We start from the raw sequence: 15,777 nt of genomic DNA on the forward strand, positions 1-15,777 counted from the left end.
GCTATTCAAGGAAAAGCCCGCTCCATGCACACCCCATGGAGCACTTTATGCACCTCCTCTCCTGGTTGAGCCGCAAGGCGGCTCAACCAACGCCAGAAGCCTCACCGCAAGGCTTCCACCTGCCGGCGAAGGCTACGGCTCTCCTGCAGAGCCCACTCCGCCAGCAGCTCCTGGAGAACATCTGGCGCCGGGCCTCGCTCTCACGAGCTCAGTTCAACACCCTCTACCTAAAGCCGCTGGAGCGCTACGCCGAGCTGGTGCAACTGCTCCCTGCCTCTGAAAACCATCACCATGCCCACCTGGGCGGCCTTCTGGACCACGGTCTGGAGATCATGGCGTACGCCCTAAAGATCCGTCAGACACACCTCCTGCCGATCGGTGCTCCCCCTGAATCACAGTCTGCTCAAGCAGAAGCCTGGACAGCGGCAGCTGCTTACGGCGCGCTGCTGCACGACCTGGGAAAGATCGCTGTTGATGTCCGTGTGGAGCTCGAGGATGGCCAGCTCTGGCACCCATGGCATGGACCGATCTCCAGCCCCTACCGGTTTAGGTACGTGAAAGGTAGGGAGTACCAACTGCACGGAGCTGCGTCAGCACTTGTGTATACGCAGGTCCTGGACAAGGGGATCCTCGACTGGCTCAGTGGATTCCCTGAGCTCTGGAGGCAGTTGATCTACCTCCTGGCTGGCCAGCATGAGCACGCCGGCATCTTGGCCGAAATAGTGGTCCAGGCCGACAAGGCTTCCGTCGCACAGCAATTGGGCGGGAATCCAGAGCGTGCGCTCGCCGCCCCCAAACAATCGCTCCAGCGGCAACTGGTTGATGGATTGCGGTTCTTGGTGCGCGATAAGTTCAAGCTCAACCACCCCGATGGGCCGGCAGATGGCTGGCTGGCTCAGGACGCCCTGTGGTTGGTGAGCAAGCCTGCTGCTGACCAACTCCGGGCGTACATGCTGACCCAGGGCATTGAAGGGGTGCCAACTTCCAACGCTCCGTTCTTCAACATGCTGCAAGACCAGGCGATCATCCAGACCAACGCGCAGGACAAAGCGATCTGGAGGGCAACAATTGATAACGGCCGCGGTTGGAAGAACACCTTTACCCTGTTGAAGATCTCGCCGTCGCTCGTGTGGCCCACCCCTGAAGACCGCCCCCCGCTCTACGGCGGAACGCTCACACTGGAACAAGAAGCAGCCGCGCAGTTGGGCCCTGGAGGAGAGACAGTCTGCCCAATACCGGAAGATCCAGTTGAGCTCGAGGCCGAAGTACCCCAACCGCCGCCACAGTCACGACCGCTGATTCAGCCAGGTCCTACAGAAGGGATCCAATCGTCTGAACGCGAGGAGCTGTTGGCACTGTATAGTGATATTACTGCGCCATTAGAAGAGCTAAGTGCTAGCCAAGGCTCAGACGTCGTCTCGCCTACACCTCAAGGAATGGTGGAGGCAGAGCCGGCCGAGGAATCTTCAGCAGCCCCAGCAAGGATTGCTGCACCGAAAGACATCAACACAATGCCTATTAGTAGTTCACTGGGAGGGGCCTTCGTTGCCTGGGTAAAAGCAGGCGTCGCCTCCCACAAATTGATCATCAACGACGTCAAGGCTCTGATCCACACCGTCGACGACACGGCAATGCTCGTAACTCCCGGAATCTTCAAGCGGTATGTGCTTGAGCATCCGGACCTAGAGAAAAGTGTTGGTAAACCGGGGACAGCGGCCTGGCAACAAGTACAGCGTGCATTTGAAAAAGAGAAGAACCACCAGAAGACGGGCAAGCAACTGAACATCTGGACCTACGATGTAATAGGCCCAAGGAAGACCACCCAATTGAGGGGTTATCTGCTTCTCGACCCGAAGCTGTTATTCGCTGAGCAGCCCATGAATAACCCAAGCTTGAGACGGGTGACGGAAGGGGCCGCTGAATGACACCCGAGAAACTGCTTAGGGAATACCTGGTCGATCACGAGCTCCGGCCTGCCAGCGCGAAAATCTACGGCGCGGCAATGAAAAAACTGGAAAAGAACTTCGGCAAAGATGTCGATGTCGAGTCTATCGATCGACGGGACATTCTCACCTTGAGAAACAAGCTGATTGAAGGGGGTCTATCGAAGCGCAGCTGGAACACCTACTCCAACCACCTCCGAACCATTTGGGGCTACGGCATCGAGTATGGAATTCTGCCCAATACCGATGTGAACCCATTCAAGAAGACGACGGTAATTGCCCCGAAGCGACCGAGCAAAATCATTGCCGGCGAGGCGATCGTCCGTGCGCGGCGATGGCTCAGAAGTCTGGCCGACCAGGAGGAGTCGACTGGCGACCGCGCGAGAATCACTCCTGGTTGGTTCTGGCTCGTTACATTCGAGATCTTCTACTACACAGGCATTCGACTGAACGCGCTGCTGTGCATTCGGTTGAAGGACGTCGACTGGGATCGCCAGCTCATCCTGGTACGAGGTGAAACAGAAAAGACCCATCGGGAATTCCGGATCCCGATCATGGATGGCCTTGCGCCGCATATGCGCCGGCTCCTGGATGAAGCTGCTCGAGCTGGCTTCGCCGCCGAAGACCAACTCTTCAACGTCAATCGTTTCTCCCGCCACTACAAGCGGCACGAAATGAATTCGGACCAGGTCGAGGCGATGTACAAGAAGCTGATCATCAAGCTCGGAGTCCGGATGACTCCGCACCGGTTCAGGCACACGCTTGCAACCGATCTGATGAAGCAGCCGGAAAGAAACATCCACCTGACCAAGAACCTGCTGAACCATTCGAACATCGCTACCACGATGAGTTACATCGAGGCCGACTATGACCACATGCGAGACGTGTTGCACGAGCGGAGCATGCAGCAGGGAGCATTACGTCTTGTACGGCGGGTGGATGACAGTGGTGCACCAAATTCGCGTACAGGTGAAACCCAGGCACGCAAATCGTCTGGTCAGCGACGAACGAACGAACAAGATCATTACGGAGGTAGCGACCCTGCACCAGGACATCTGCTGATTGAGTTCAAGCAGATCTGTGCCAGCGCTTTGCTACCGCCCGAAGATCTCTTTCAACCCAGCCTTCTATTCAGCCTGATGTCATCGACGACAGGGTCCACACCCTTTGCTCGATCTCATTCGGCTGACGCAGGCACGGTTTACAACGCACGCGCCTCCCCGAAGCGATGAGTCGACGAATGGCAATCAGCCACTACATCGATAGCTGATGAAGGCAAGATAGGCAAAGCTGTCCCAGGTCACTGGTGCTAGGAAACTGGCGCCATGCCTTTGGCTGCGCGGGTTTTGGGGACCATTCGAAGCGAGGGTTCACAGAGCTGAGCAGCCCGCAAACCCGCTAAGTCATTGAGTTGTTTGGCCCAGAAACGAAAAAGCCCGCCATAAGCGGCGGGCTATTCCATATTGACATCACGCTGAAGCGAGCCTAAGGTTCGCTCCAGACGGCTGCAAGACTAGAAACTGGCTGGCAAGCCCCCTCTCTAGATACTCACGAACCGCTGTGAATATGGTGGGTCGTGTAGGATTCGAACCTACGACCAATTGGTTAAAAGCCAACTGCTCTACCAACTGAGCTAACGACCCGTTGGATGGCGCGTATATTACTGATTTCTCAGGAGAAATCAACACCCCATACGCATTTTTTTAAAAATAACGGGTCGGGTCCGCTACACCGGCTGCACTGAAGCCATCGGCCCGCAGGCGGCAGCTGTCGCACTTGCCACAGGCGCGCCCATCGTCATCGGCCTGATAGCAGGACACGGTCAGGCTGTAGTCCACGCCGCGAGCGATACCGGCCTGGACAATCTGCGCCTTGCTCAGGTTCTGCAGCGGCGCCTGGATGCGGAAGCCCTGCCCTTCGACCCCGGCCTTGGTGGCCAGGTTGGCCATGCGCTCGAAGGCCTCGACGAACTCGGGGCGGCAGTCCGGGTAACCGGAATAGTCCACCGCATTGACACCAATGAAGATGTCACGCGCCTGAAGCACTTCGGCCCAGCCGAGCGCCAGCGAGAGGAACACGGTGTTGCGCGCCGGCACGTAAGTCACCGGGATGCCTTCACTTGGCGCTTCCGGCACGTCGATGCTGCTGTCGGTCAGGGCCGAGCCGCCGATACCGTTCAGGTTCAGGCCAATCACCTTGTGCTCGACCACGCCCAGGTCATGGGCAACCCGCGCCGCGGCCTCGAGCTCGGCACGATGGCGCTGGCCATAGTCGAAGCTCATGGTGTAGCAGGCGTAGCCTTCAGCCTTGGCCATGGCCACCACGGTGGCCGAATCGAGGCCGCCAGAAAGCAGGATTACCGCGCGTTTTTCAGTCATGTCTTTTCTCTCAGCGTCCAGGTTCGTCGTTCCACAGCAGCTTGTGCAGCTGCAGCTGGAAACGCACGGGCAGGTTGTCGGCGACGATCCAGTCAGCCAGGTCGGAGGCTTTCACCTGATGGTGGCTGGGCGAGAACAGCACTTCGCCGGCACGCTCGGTCAGGTTGTACTGGATCAGTTTGGAGACCGCCCAGTCGTAGTCTTCGCGTGAGCAGATAACGAACTTGACCTGATCGTTGCGGGTCAGTAGCTCGATGTTCTCGTAGCGGTTACGGTGCGACTCTTCGGAGCCTGGCGTCTTCAGGTCGACCACGCGGCTGACCCGGGTATCGACGCCGCTGATATCGAGAGCGCCGCTGGTTTCCAGAGAAACCTCGTAACCGGCATCGCACAGGCTGCGCAGCAGCGGCAGCGCATTCGGCTGGGCCAAAGGCTCACCGCCGGTGACACAGACATAGCGCGGCTTGAAGCCGGCCACCTGCTCGAGGATCGAATCCAGGCTACGCAGAGTGCCGCCGCTGAAGGCATAGGCACTGTCGCAGTACTGGCAACGCAGGGGGCAACCGGTCAGGCGCACGAATACCGTGGGCAGCCCAGCCGTTCGCGTTTCACCCTGCAACGAGTAAAAGACTTCGGTGATGCGTAATGTGTCTTGCATGATCGCCACGGGCGTGACAGCTGAACAGGCTGTCCGCCTCCGTCAGGCACTGTCGCGGACTCGACATGGCGTTATCCGCAGCAGCGTGTTTACGAAAAAAGGGCAGTGATTCTAACGAAAAAACCCGCGACAGGCGCGGGTTTCTTCATGAAGCATTGACTCAGAGCTTTTGCAGGTCACGCTCAGCCAGTTTGGCGGCAGTGGTTTTAGGGTAGTCAGTGACCACCTTCTGCAAAATGCCTTTGACTTTGTCGGTGTGGCCCAGGCGGCGCTCGACGTCGGCCAGCTTGTAGAGCGAATCCGGCACCTTATTGTGCTGCGGATACAGCTGGCTGACCTTGGCAAAGGCCTGGCTGGCGCCCTGCAGGTCGCCTTTGGCGAGGTTCACTTCGCCCAGCCAGTATTGCGCGTTACCGGCGTACTGGCTGTTGGGGTACTTGCGCAGGAAGGCGTTGAAGGCCTGGCTGGCCTTGTCGAAGTCCTTCTGCTTGATCAGGTCGAAAGCGGCGTCGTAATAGAGCTTTTCTTTCGCCGGATCACCCGGCTCGCTGCTGGCGGCCGGTGGCTGCGCGGCGCTGGCGCCGGCGGCGGCACCCGTGGCTGCGTTGTTCGCACCACCGGTGGAGGAATTATCGGGAGTCGCGGCAGGTGCCGTTCCGCTGCCAATGCGGCGGTCCAGTTCCTGATAGCGCTCGAGGTTTTCCTGCTTCATGCGCGACACATCGTTCTGCAGCTCTTCGATGATGCCTTGCTGGCGGGAAATCTGGTCCTGCATCTGCTGCAGCTGCATGAACAGCTGGCCGTTTGCAGAAGCAGGGGCCGAAGCCCCTGCTCCGGCATAGGCGCCGCTCGTGCCATAACCCGCAGGTGGCAAACCACCTGCGTTGTCATCTACTACGGGAACCGCAGCCCACGCCGAGAGGGGCAGGCTGAGTGCGAGGACGGTTACTACACGGCGGCACATACGCATAGGAACTTACTTACGCAGTTCTACGCGACGGTTCTGAGCCCAGGACTGCTCGTCGTTGCCGGTGGCAACTGGACGCTCTTCGCCGTAGGAGACCAGTTCCAGCTGAGCAGGGGAAACGCCCTGCAGAACCAGGTAACGCTGAACGGCCTTGGCACGACGCTCACCCAGAGCCATGTTGTACTCGCGGGTGCCGCGCTCGTCGGTGTTGCCTTCCAGGACAACGCGGTTGCCGTTGGACTTCAGGTCCTTGGCGTGAACGTCCAGAGCGCGCATGGCTTCTGGCTTCAGGTCCGAGCTGTCGTATTCGAAGTAGAAGGTGGTGATTGCGCGCAGGGCGGCTTCTTCGCTCAGGGAGCCGTCAACAGCGCCAGTGTTGGCACCGTAGCCAGCGTTCGGGTCAACAGCGCCTTCACCAGCGTTGTCACCGCCTTTCGAGGAGCAACCTACAGCTACGGCCATGGCCAGAGCCAGCGCAGCAAATTTACCAAACTTCAGCATTTCCATCTTGAAACTCCTAATGAAACCCCAATGTGTTAAGCAAAACGTGTTACGCCGCAATCAGTTCAGGTAAGGGGACCAGGACGGTTCTCTGACTTCGCCTTGAGCGGTAGGAAGCGGGAGCCTCACGCGGCCGTTAAGCGACACGAGCATCAAGACTCCCCGGCCCTGCTGGCGGGTGGCGTAGATTAGCATGGTGCCGTTTGGCGCAACAGTGGGAGACTCATCAAGACTGGTCTCGGTGAGAATCTTTACACTTCCGCGTTGCAGATCCTGGGCAGCCACTTTGAAGTTGGTGAAACCTTGTTGGCGATGGATCATCACCAGGGTCTTTTCATCCGCCGACAGTTTCGGGTTGGCGTTGTAGTTGCCCACGAAAGTTACCCGCTCGGCACCACCGCCACTAACCGACTGTTTGTAGATCTGCGGCTTGCCGCCACGGTCGGATGTGAAGTAAAGGGTGTTGCCATCCTTGCCCCAGAACGGCTCGGTATTGATACCGGGGCCGGCAGTGACACGGCTGATCTGACGCGAGGCGACGTTCATCACGTAGATGTCCGGGTTGCCGTCCTTCGACAGCACGAACGCCAGGCGAGTACCGTCGGGCGACCAGGCTGGAGCGCCGTTCAGGCCTTCGAAATTGGTGACCTGTTCGCGGCGACCGGTATCGATGTGCTGGATGAAGATGCGCGGACGCTTCTGCTCGAACGACACGTAGGCGATGCGCTTGCCATCCGGGGCGAAACGCGGCGACAGGATCGGCTCGCGCGACTGCAGCAGGGTGACCGCGCGGGCGCCGTCGTAGTCCGAACGCTGCAGGGTGTAACGGGTGTTGTTGGTCGAGAAACGCTCGGCGGTCACGTACAGCATACGGGTGGAGAACGCACCCTTGATGCCGGTGAGCTTCTCGAACGACTGGTCGGCGATGTAGTGGGACATGTCACGCAGCTGATCGACACCACCCGCGACGCTGCCGGTCAGCACTTGCTGCTCGGTGGCGACGTTGAACAGTGCATAGCTGACCTGCAGGCGACCACCGGCAGGCACGATGCTGCCGACCATGACGTACTGCGCGCCCAGTGCCTTCCAGTCACGGAAGATGACTTCGCTGGCCTGGGTAGGCTGGCTGATCATGTTCTGCTTCGGAATCGGCGAATAGTAGCCGGAGTTGCGCAGGTCGTTGCCAATGATATCGGCCATGTCCTCGGGCAGCACGCTGCCGCCCTGCACGCCGAAGGGCACTACCGCGATGGGGGTTGCCCGGTCGCTGCCGCTGGTGACCAGGATGTTCTTTTCCTCCGCCATGGCCATGCCTGCCACGCAGCAGAGCAAGACCAGGAGTCCTCTCAGACGTTTAATCACAACGCTAGATCCTCAGGTGTAAATGTCATCTTGAATGAACGATACGGATTGAATTCGTTCGGCTTCAAGCCCTGCATCTCGGTCAACCGACCAATGTTCTTCACCGCGGCCACGGCCGAGCTGTCGAACGGACCGTCGCCGCTGGATTTGGCCACGCTCACATTGGTGAGGGTACCGTCCGGCAACATGTTGATCTGCAGAACTACCGTCATGCCCTTGCGCGCAGAGGGCGGACGCGCCCAGCCTTCGGCTGCTCGCATACGGATCAGGTCGTCGAAATCGCCGGCCACCTGGTCACCCTGCTCATCGGCCAGCGCCTGCTGGCGCTCGGTGGTGTCGGACAACAGCTCGGCAAGTGCCTGAGCCTTCTTGTCTTCCGCCGATTTGCGGGCCGCTTCCTGTGCTTTTTTCTTCTGGGCGTCTGCAGCGGCCTTTTTCTTGGCCTCTTCAGCTGCCTTCTTCTTCGCTTCCTCGGCCGCCGCTTTCTTCTTGGCGTCCTCGGCTGCTTTTTTCTTTGCGTCTTCGGCGGCTTTCTTCTTCGCCTCTTCCGCTGCCTGTTTCTTGGCCTCTTCTTCGGCCTGCTTTTTCGCCTCTTCTTCAGCCTTCTTCTTGGCGATGTCGGCCTGCTGTTTTTCAGCCGCCTTCTTCGCTTCTTCGGCTTTCTTGGCTTCTGCGGCTTTCTTCTGCTCGGTCGCCTTGGCGGCCTCTTCGGCTTTCTTGGCCTCGGCGGCTTCGCGGGCTTCCTCAGCTTTTTGAGCAGCGTCTGCTTTCTTTTGTTCCGCAGCCTTCACGGCTTCCTGCTCGACCTTCTTCTGCTCCAGCTGCTCGACCTCGGTCTGCCGCGACGCGGTCTTCTTCGCTTCCCCGGCAATCTTCTGATTGGTCTGGGTGGTCGCTTGGCTCTTGGACTTGAGCTGGTAGAGCGTGGCCTGGACGATCGGCTTGGAGGGTGGCAGCTCAGGCGTCATGGCGAAACTGACGAACAGCATGCCGAACACCAGCACATGCAGGCCGATGGCCCAGACACTGGGCCAGAAGTAGCTTTCCGAGGCGGATGGCTCTCGCTGCTGCATCAGGGCGCCTCGGTAATCAGGCCAACGTTACCGACACCAGCCTTCTGCAACCCGCCCATGGCACCCATGACCGCGCCGTAGTCGACGGACTTGTCGCCACGAATGAAGACCTGGGTCTGCTTGCCCTGGTCGCGACCGGCGGCAATGATCTTGGTCACCGCGCTGGTCATTTCCGGCAAGGTCATGGCCTTGTCCATCTGCTTGTCGGTGTCGACTTCACTGCCGAGGTTCCAGAAGTAAGTCTTGTCGGCCTTGATAGAGATGGTCAGGATCTGCACGTTGTTGTCCTGCGGCAGGGCCTCGCTGGACACCTTGGGCAGGTCTACTTTCACGCCCTGGTTGAGCATGGGGGCGGTCACCATGAAGATGACCAGCAGCACCAGCATCACGTCGATGTAGGGCACCACGTTCATCTCGGCGACCGGCTTGCGTTTGTGGCGAACTCGGGCCATGGGTTTCTACCTGATCACTCTTCGCTGGTGTGTACTTTGCGGTGCAGGATCGCCTGGAACTCGTCGGCGAAGGTGTAGTAACGACCAATCAGTACTTCACTGCGTGCGGCAAAGCGGTTGTAGGCGATGACCGCCGGGATCGCGGCGAACAGGCCGATCGCGGTGGCAATCAGGGCCTCGGCGATACCGGGGGCCACGGTGGCGAGGGTCGCCTGCTGGGCGCTGGCCAGACCGCGGAACGAGTTCATGATGCCCCAGACGGTACCGAACAGGCCGATGTACGGGCTGGTGGAGCCGACGGTGGCGAGGAACGGCAGGCTCTGCTCGAGCTTCTCTTCTTCACGGGAGATGGCAACGCGCATCGCACGGCCAACACCTTCCATCACGGCATCCGGGTCGACACCCGGCTGCTGGCGCAGGCGCGAGAATTCCTTGAAGCCGGCACGGAATACCTGCTCGACACCCGAGTCCGGGTCCGGGTTGCTGCCGGCCTGGCGGTACAGCTTGGACAGGTCGATACCCGACCAGAAGCGCTCCTCGAAGGCATCCAGGGCACGACGACCGGCGCGCAGCATGGTGCTGCGCTGGAAGATCATGACCCAGGACATGACCGAAGCGGCCACCAGGGTGAGCATTACCAACTGAACCACGACGCTGGCATTGGCGACCAGGCTCCACATGGAGGTATGGTCGACGACGTTTGCTTCCACGCTTATTCTCCTGCGTTGGATTGAGTACCCGCACCGTCCGCCAGGAACGCATCGCGCAGTTCTGAGGGAATGGCCCGGGGCTTGAAAGTGTCGGCACGCACGGCGGCCACAAGGAACTGCCCTTCACAGAGCAGCACTTCATCCTTTATTCGCCATACCTGCTGCACGAAGCGCAGGCTGGCGCGATTCAATTCAAGCACTTGCGCGGTTACCCGCAATTCGTCGTCCAGCCGCGCCGGCGCGTGGTAGCGCGCTTCGCTGGAGTGCACGACGAACAGAAGATTGTCACCCGCCAGTTGCGCCTGGGAAAAGCCAAGGTGACGCAGGCGCTCGGTACGCGCTCGCTCCATGAACTTGAGGTAGTTGACGTAGTACACCACCCCACCCGCGTCGGTATCCTCGTAATAGACGCGACAGCGGTGTGCAAACGGTTCCAGCCCATTTTGCGCGCGCATACTCTAGTGCTTACTCCTGAACTTGCCAATCCGCCCAGGCAACTGTTTTTGCCGGGTTAATGTCGTATTGCCAGCGTTTGGTGGGCATGCCTGCGGTAGGACCACGAAATCGCCGGTTCGATCTGTCATTCGTCGTCCTGCGCGGAATATTCCCCGCCTTCACAGAAGCGCCCGGGAATGTTCAGGCCGAAATGCAGGTAGGCGTGACGAGTGACCACGCGGCCTCGCGGGGTGCGCATGATATAGCCTTGCTGGATGAGGTACGGTTCCAGCACGTCTTCAATGGTATGGCGCTCTTCGCTGATCGCCGCGGCCAGGTTGTCCACGCCCACCGGGCCACCGTCGAACTTCTCGATCATGGTCAGCAGCAGGCGTCGGTCGGAATGGTCGAAACCGCGCTCGTCGACGTCCAGCAGGTTGAGCGCCATGTCTGCCACGGCCTTGGTGATTTCGCCCTTGCCGCGCACCTCGGCGTAGTCACGCACGCGGCGCAGCAGGCGGTTGGCAATACGCGGGGTACCGCGCGCACGGCGGGCAATCTCGAACGCACCGGTATCCTCGATCGATAACCCGAGAATGCCGGCCGAACGGCTGACGATGGTCGCCAGGTCCCGATCGCTGTAGAACTCCAGGCGCTGGACGATACCGAAACGGTCACGCAGGGGGTTGGTCAGCATGCCTGCGCGGGTGGTGGCGCCGACCAGGGTGAACGGTGGCAGATCGAGCTTGATCGAGCGCGCAGCCGGCCCCTCTCCGATCATGATGTCCAGCTGGAAGTCTTCCATTGCTGGATACAGCACTTCCTCGACCACCGGCGACAAGCGGTGAATTTCGTCAATGAACAGCACATCGTGCGGTTCCAGATTGGTGAGCATCGCCGCCAGGTCGCCCGGGCGCTCAAGGATCGGCCCTGAGGTACTCTTGACCGAAACGCCCATTTCATGGGCAATGATATTGGCCAGCGTGGTCTTGCCCAGACCGGGCGGGCCGAAGATCAGGGTATGGTCGAGGGACTCGTTGCGACCGCGCGCAGCCTGGATGAACAGCGCCATCTGCTCGCGCACCACCGGCTGGCCGATGTATTCCTCCAGCCGCAGCGGACGGATTGCGCGGTCCTGGACCTCTTCGCGGTCGCGTCCGGAGGCGGCAATCAGGCGGTCGGTCTCGATCACTTGGTAATCATCCCTTTGAGGCTGCGACGGATCAGTTCTTCACTGCTGAGGTTGGCCTTGCCTTCGATGGCGGAAATGGCCTTGCTGGCCTCCTGCGGCTTGTAGCCCAACGACACCAGCGCACTGACCGCGTCTGCCTCGGCCGTGTTGACGCTGGCCACCGGCAGCGGGCCGTCGGACACCAGGGCGAACATCGCCGGCGAGGTTTCCCAGGCCTTGAAGCGGTCCTTGAGTTCGACCAGCAGGCGCTCGGCGGTCTTCTTGCCGACGCCCGGCACGCGCACCAGCACGGCGGCGTCCTGCGCCTGCACGCAGCGCACCAGATCGTCGACTTCAAGCCCGGACATCAACGCCAGCGCCAGCTTCGGGCCAACGCCATTGAGCCGGATCAGCTCGCGGAACAGTTCACGCTCGCGCTTTTCAGCGAAGCCATACAGCAGGTGGGCATCTTCACGCACCACCTGGTGGGTATGCAGGGTCACGACCTCCCCCACCTTTGGCAGGCGATAAAGGGTGGTCATCGGCACTTCGAGCTCGTAGCCCAGGCCATTGACGTCGACAATCAGGTGCGGCGGCTGTTTTTCCGCCAGGGTGCCGCGCAAACGTCCAATCACGTTCCGATCCTTTCTCTGGGGCGCCGGTCAGAAACCGCACAACCCTATCAGCAAATGCTTCGGGCGAACGGGCCACCCGGACAAAATGTGTATCAGCGCATGAAGCGGCTACAGACGCAAGCGCCCGCCGCGTCGCCGCGCCGTGGTCAAACCATGAGGAATCAGGCTGGACCGGGTATGGGCATGGCACAGGGCGATGGCCAGGGCATCGGAGGCATCGACTTGCGGTTTCTGGGTGAGCTTGAGCAGGTGCATGACCATCAACATCACTTGATCCTTGTTGGCCCCACCGGTGCCCGCTACCGCCTGCTTGACCTGGCTGGCGGTATATTCGGCGATCTCCAGGCCCGCTTCTGCGGCGGCAACGATCGCGGCACCACGCGCCTGCCCCAGCTTGAGCGCCGAATCGGCATTGCGTGCCATGAACACCCGCTCGATACCCATGGTCACCGGGCCGTGCTGGCGAATGATCTCGCTGACGCCGCGAAAGACGACGAGCAGCCGATCGTGCAGCTCGCCATCACCGGTGCGAATACAGCCCGAGGTGACGTACTCGCAGCCGCGCGCAGTCTGCCGGACCACACCGAAGCCGGTGATGCGCGAACCGGGGTCGATACCAAGAATCAGAGTCATAACGCCTACAGATATTTACGAATTTGCCGGCCCTATCGCGGGACAAGCCGCATCGGCGCACCGCCGCTCCCACAGGGAGCATGCAAAACCCCTGCGGGAGCGGCGGTGCGCCGATCCGACTTGCCCTGCGATAGCGCCTGTCGCCGAAACTATCAGCCCAGTGCTTCCATGATCTCGTCGGAGATCTGTGCATTGGAGTAGACGTTCTGCACGTCGTCCAGGTCCTCGAGCATGTCGATCAGCTTGAGCACCTTCTCGGCGCCCTCCTGATCCAGCTCGGCACTGGTGGTCGGCTGCATCACGATCTCGGCATCCGAAGCCTTGAAGCCCGCCTCTTCCAGCGCATTACGCACCGCGTAGAAGCTGTTGAACGAGGTGAACACATCGAAGGAGCCGTCGTCGTTGACCACCACGTCGTCGGCATCGGCCTCCATCGCGGCTTCCATCAGCGCATCTTCGTCAACGGCCAGTTCTGCGGCGAAGCTGATCTGCCCCTTGCGCTCGAACAGGTAGGCCACCGAACCGTCGGTGCCCAGGTTGCCACCGCACTTGGTGAAGGCATGGCGCACGGCCGCGGCGGTACGGTTGCGGTTGTCGGTCATGGCTTCGACCATGATCGCCACGCCACCCGGGCCGTAACCTTCATAGCTGAGCTCTTCGACGTTGTCGCTTTCGTTGGTGCCGGCACCCCGGGCCACGGCGCGATCGATGATGTCGCGGCTCATGTTCGCACCCAGGGCCTTGTCCAGCGCCAGGCGCAGACGCGGGTTGGAAGCCGGGTCACCACCGCCCTGCTTGGCGGCGACGGTCAGCTCGCGGATCCACTTGGTGAAGATCTTGCCCCTCTTGGCATCCTGGCGCTCTTTGCGGTGCTTGATGTTCGCCCACTTGGAATGACCAGCCATAACGACTCCAAATCCTTGAAACAGAAACAGGTTCCGCCCCGAAGGGCGGAACGCGTGGAATACGTGGGCGCAGCGCTAGCTACCGATGCGCCCGAGGTCGCAATTACTCGACCTTGGTCTGCTCGCGCAGACGGATGTGCAGCTCGCGCAGGGCCTTGGCGTCGACCAGACCAGGGGCCTGGGTCATCACGCACGCGGCGCTCTGGGTTTTCGGGAAGGCGATCACTTCACGGATCGACTGGGCACCGGTCATCAGCATGACCAGGCGGTCCAGACCGAAGGCCAGGCCACCGTGGGGCGGCGCACCGAATTTCAGGGCGTCGAGCAGGAAGCCGAACTTCTCTTCCTGTTCCGCCGCCTCGATACCCAGCAGACGGAAGACCGCCTGTTGCATTTCTTTGCGGTGGATACGGATCGAACCGCCACCCAGCTCGGTGCCGTTGAGCACCATGTCGTAGGCACGGGACAGTGCAGTGGCCGGGTTGGCCTCCAGCTCTTCCGGGGTGCATTTCGGCGCGGTGAACGGGTGGTGCAGTGCGGTGAAGCTGCCGTCTTCGTTCTCTTCGAACATCGGGAAGTCGACGACCCACATTGGGGCCCACTCGCAGGTCAGCAGTTCGAAATCGTGGCCCAGGCGGATACGCAGTGCGCCCAGGGCTTCGCTGACGACTTTGAACTTGTCGGCGCCGAAGAACACGATGTCGCCGTCGACCGCACCCACGCGATCGAGGATGTTGTTGAGGTTGGCCTCGGGGATGTTCTTGACGATCGGCGACTGCAGGCCTTCGACACCCTTGGCGCGCTCGTTGACCTTGATGTAAGCCAGGCCCTTGGCACCGTAGATGCCGACGAACTTGGTGTACTCGTCGATCTTGCTGCGCGGCATGCTCGCGCCGCCTGGCACACGCAGGGCGGTGACGCGGCATTTAGGATCGTTTGCCGGGCCGGCGAACACCTTGAAGTCGACGTCCTTCAGCTGGTCGGCAACGTCAACCAGTTCCAGCGGGTTACGCAGGTCGGGCTTGTCGGAACCGTAGCGACGCATGGCCTCTTCGAAGGTCATGTGCGGGAATTCACCGAACTCCAGATCCAGCACTTCCTTGAACAGCTTGCGGATCATGCTCTCGGTGAGGCCCATGATCTCGGATTCGTCGAGGAAGCTGGTCTCGATGTCGATCTGGGTGAATTCCGGCTGGCGGTCGGCACGCAGGTCTTCGTCACGGAAGCACTTGGCGATCTGGTAGTAGCGGTCGAAGCCCGCGACCATCAGCAGCTGCTTGAACAGCTGCGGCGACTGCGGCAGGGCGAAGAAGCTGCCAGCGTGGGTACGGCTCGGCACCAGGTAGTCGCGGGCGCCTTCCGGGGTGGCGCGGGTCAGGATCGGCGTCTCGACGTCAAGGAAGCCATTTTCGTCGAGGAAGCGGCGGATGCTGGTGGTGATGCGCGAACGCAGGCGCAGCTTCTCGGCCATTTCCGGACGACGCAGGTCGATGAAGCGGTAACGCAGACGGGTTTCCTCGCCAACGTCGGAGTATTCGTTCAGCGGGAACGGCGGCGTTTCGGCTTCGTTGAGCACGGTCAGCTGGTAGCCGAGGATCTCGATGGCGCCGGAGGCCATGTTGGCGTTTACCGCGCCTTCCGGACGCTTGCGCACCTTGCCGGTGATCTGTACCACGTATTCGCTGCGCACGCGGTCGGCGGCGGCGAAGGTTTCGGCGCGATCCGGGTCGAATACGACCTGGGCCATGCCCTCGCGGTCACGGATATCGAGGAAGATCACCCCGCCGTGGTCGCGACGACGATGGACCCAGCCGCAAAGGGTGACTTCCTGGCCGTCCAGGCTCTCGTTCAGTTGGCCGCAATAATGGCTGCGCATCATGGTCGTGGTTTCGCTTCTCGTGATTCGTGTATTCGGTGGAGGTCTTCGCCGCCCAAGGGGCTAATACTGCAAGAC

At 60.7% G+C, this 15,777-nt stretch carries 16 protein-coding genes and 1 tRNA gene; 2 read left to right on the forward strand and 15 right to left on the reverse strand.

Features of this window, described 5'->3' with window-relative positions; all coding sequences use genetic code 11:
* The first annotated feature begins 47 nt into the window (after positions 1-47).
* Positions 48-1,925 carry a MobH family relaxase gene (gene mobH / locus EJA05_RS21525; protein ID WP_223811866.1) on the forward strand — a complete coding sequence of 626 codons (1,878 nt, stop codon included), beginning with the start codon at positions 48-50 and terminating at the stop codon, positions 1,923-1,925.
* Complete coding sequence (locus EJA05_RS21530; RefSeq protein WP_125859812.1) at positions 1,922-3,175, forward strand: site-specific integrase; 1,254 nt, start codon at positions 1,922-1,924, stop codon at positions 3,173-3,175. The genes mobH and EJA05_RS21530 overlap by 4 nt, the downstream gene beginning before the upstream one ends.
* Positions 3,176-3,510: 335 nt before the next feature.
* Here EJA05_RS21530 and EJA05_RS21535 read toward each other — a convergent pair.
* From EJA05_RS21535 to aspS, 15 genes are all read right to left on the reverse strand, one after another.
* A tRNA-Lys gene (locus tag EJA05_RS21535) sits at positions 3,511-3,586 on the reverse strand.
* Positions 3,587-3,646: 60 nt separating this feature from the next.
* Positions 3,647-4,321, reverse strand: a complete 675-nt coding sequence (gene queC / locus EJA05_RS21540) for a 7-cyano-7-deazaguanine synthase QueC (RefSeq protein ID WP_125859814.1) — start codon at positions 4,319-4,321, stop codon at positions 3,647-3,649.
* Between the two features lie 10 nt (positions 4,322-4,331).
* Entirely contained in the window at positions 4,332-4,979 is a 648-nt protein-coding gene (gene queE / locus EJA05_RS21545) for a 7-carboxy-7-deazaguanine synthase QueE (protein WP_125465138.1), read from the reverse strand.
* A gap of 160 nt (positions 4,980-5,139) precedes the next feature.
* On the reverse strand, positions 5,140-5,949 hold the full coding sequence (gene ybgF, locus EJA05_RS21550; RefSeq protein WP_125859816.1) for a tol-pal system protein YbgF: 810 nt from the start codon (positions 5,947-5,949) through the stop codon (positions 5,140-5,142).
* A 6-nt stretch (positions 5,950-5,955) separates the two neighbouring features.
* The gene (pal, locus tag EJA05_RS21555; protein ID WP_008090230.1) at positions 5,956-6,453 is read right to left on the reverse strand and encodes a peptidoglycan-associated lipoprotein Pal; all 498 of its coding nucleotides are present in this window, start codon (positions 6,451-6,453) and stop codon (positions 5,956-5,958) included.
* A 54-nt stretch (positions 6,454-6,507) separates the two neighbouring features.
* A complete protein-coding gene (gene tolB / locus EJA05_RS21560; RefSeq protein WP_223277225.1) occupies positions 6,508-7,758 on the reverse strand; it encodes a Tol-Pal system beta propeller repeat protein TolB in 1,251 nt (416 codons plus the stop codon).
* A gap of 47 nt (positions 7,759-7,805) precedes the next feature.
* Complete coding sequence (gene tolA, locus EJA05_RS21565; protein ID WP_125465141.1) at positions 7,806-8,882, reverse strand: cell envelope integrity protein TolA; 1,077 nt, start codon at positions 8,880-8,882, stop codon at positions 7,806-7,808.
* Positions 8,882-9,334 carry a protein TolR gene (tolR, locus tag EJA05_RS21570; protein ID WP_110992339.1) on the reverse strand — a complete coding sequence of 151 codons (453 nt, stop codon included), beginning with the start codon at positions 9,332-9,334 and terminating at the stop codon, positions 8,882-8,884. Before tolR ends, tolA begins: the two co-directional genes overlap by 1 nt.
* Before the next feature lie 14 nt (positions 9,335-9,348).
* Complete coding sequence (gene tolQ, locus EJA05_RS21575) at positions 9,349-10,044, reverse strand: protein TolQ (protein ID WP_125465142.1); 696 nt, start codon at positions 10,042-10,044, stop codon at positions 9,349-9,351.
* A gap of 2 nt (positions 10,045-10,046) precedes the next feature.
* Positions 10,047-10,499, reverse strand: coding sequence for a tol-pal system-associated acyl-CoA thioesterase (ybgC, locus tag EJA05_RS21580; protein ID WP_125859818.1), 453 nt, complete (start codon positions 10,497-10,499; stop codon positions 10,047-10,049).
* A 125-nt stretch (positions 10,500-10,624) separates the two neighbouring features.
* Entirely contained in the window at positions 10,625-11,671 is a 1,047-nt protein-coding gene (gene ruvB / locus EJA05_RS21585) for a Holliday junction branch migration DNA helicase RuvB (protein ID WP_110992342.1), read from the reverse strand.
* A complete protein-coding gene (gene ruvA / locus EJA05_RS21590; RefSeq protein WP_110992343.1) occupies positions 11,668-12,285 on the reverse strand; it encodes a Holliday junction branch migration protein RuvA in 618 nt (205 codons plus the stop codon). The genes ruvB and ruvA overlap by 4 nt, the downstream gene beginning before the upstream one ends.
* Before the next feature lie 108 nt (positions 12,286-12,393).
* On the reverse strand, positions 12,394-12,918 hold the full coding sequence (ruvC, locus tag EJA05_RS21595; RefSeq protein WP_125465144.1) for a crossover junction endodeoxyribonuclease RuvC: 525 nt from the start codon (positions 12,916-12,918) through the stop codon (positions 12,394-12,396).
* Between the two features lie 152 nt (positions 12,919-13,070).
* The gene (locus tag EJA05_RS21600) at positions 13,071-13,823 is read right to left on the reverse strand and encodes a YebC/PmpR family DNA-binding transcriptional regulator (RefSeq protein ID WP_125465145.1); all 753 of its coding nucleotides are present in this window, start codon (positions 13,821-13,823) and stop codon (positions 13,071-13,073) included.
* A 103-nt stretch (positions 13,824-13,926) separates the two neighbouring features.
* A complete protein-coding gene (aspS, locus tag EJA05_RS21605; protein ID WP_125465146.1) occupies positions 13,927-15,702 on the reverse strand; it encodes an aspartate--tRNA ligase in 1,776 nt (591 codons plus the stop codon).
* Positions 15,703-15,777 lie beyond the last annotated feature (75 nt).

Origin of the sequence: Pseudomonas oryziphila, from assembly GCF_003940825.1 — a bacterium.
Taxonomy (GTDB): Bacteria; Pseudomonadota; Gammaproteobacteria; order Pseudomonadales; family Pseudomonadaceae; genus Aquipseudomonas; species Aquipseudomonas sichuanensis.

Excerpts from the sequence above, each read along its gene's own strand:
- EJA05_RS21600 (WP_125465145.1), bottom strand. The coding sequence starts at position 13,823 with ATGGCTGGTCATTCCAAGTGGGCGAACATCAAGCACCGCAAAGAGCGC.
- mobH (WP_223811866.1), top strand. The coding sequence starts at position 48 with ATGCACCTCCTCTCCTGGTTGAGCCGCAAGGCGGCTCAACCAACGCCA.
- tolA (WP_125465141.1), bottom strand. The coding sequence starts at position 8,882 with ATGCAGCAGCGAGAGCCATCCGCCTCGGAAAGCTACTTCTGGCCCAGT.
- EJA05_RS21530 (WP_125859812.1), top strand. The coding sequence starts at position 1,922 with ATGACACCCGAGAAACTGCTTAGGGAATACCTGGTCGATCACGAGCTC.
- ybgC (WP_125859818.1), bottom strand. The coding sequence starts at position 10,499 with ATGCGCGCGCAAAATGGGCTGGAACCGTTTGCACACCGCTGTCGCGTC.
- ruvC (WP_125465144.1), bottom strand. The coding sequence starts at position 12,918 with ATGACTCTGATTCTTGGTATCGACCCCGGTTCGCGCATCACCGGCTTC.
- tolB (WP_223277225.1), bottom strand. The coding sequence starts at position 7,758 with ATGGCCATGGCGGAGGAAAAGAACATCCTGGTCACCAGCGGCAGCGAC.
- aspS (WP_125465146.1), bottom strand. The coding sequence starts at position 15,702 with ATGATGCGCAGCCATTATTGCGGCCAACTGAACGAGAGCCTGGACGGC.
- pal (WP_008090230.1), bottom strand. The coding sequence starts at position 6,453 with ATGGAAATGCTGAAGTTTGGTAAATTTGCTGCGCTGGCTCTGGCCATG.
- queE (WP_125465138.1), bottom strand. The coding sequence starts at position 4,979 with ATGCAAGACACATTACGCATCACCGAAGTCTTTTACTCGTTGCAGGGT.
- ybgF (WP_125859816.1), bottom strand. The coding sequence starts at position 5,949 with ATGCGTATGTGCCGCCGTGTAGTAACCGTCCTCGCACTCAGCCTGCCC.
- queC (WP_125859814.1), bottom strand. The coding sequence starts at position 4,321 with ATGACTGAAAAACGCGCGGTAATCCTGCTTTCTGGCGGCCTCGATTCG.
- tolR (WP_110992339.1), bottom strand. The coding sequence starts at position 9,334 with ATGGCCCGAGTTCGCCACAAACGCAAGCCGGTCGCCGAGATGAACGTG.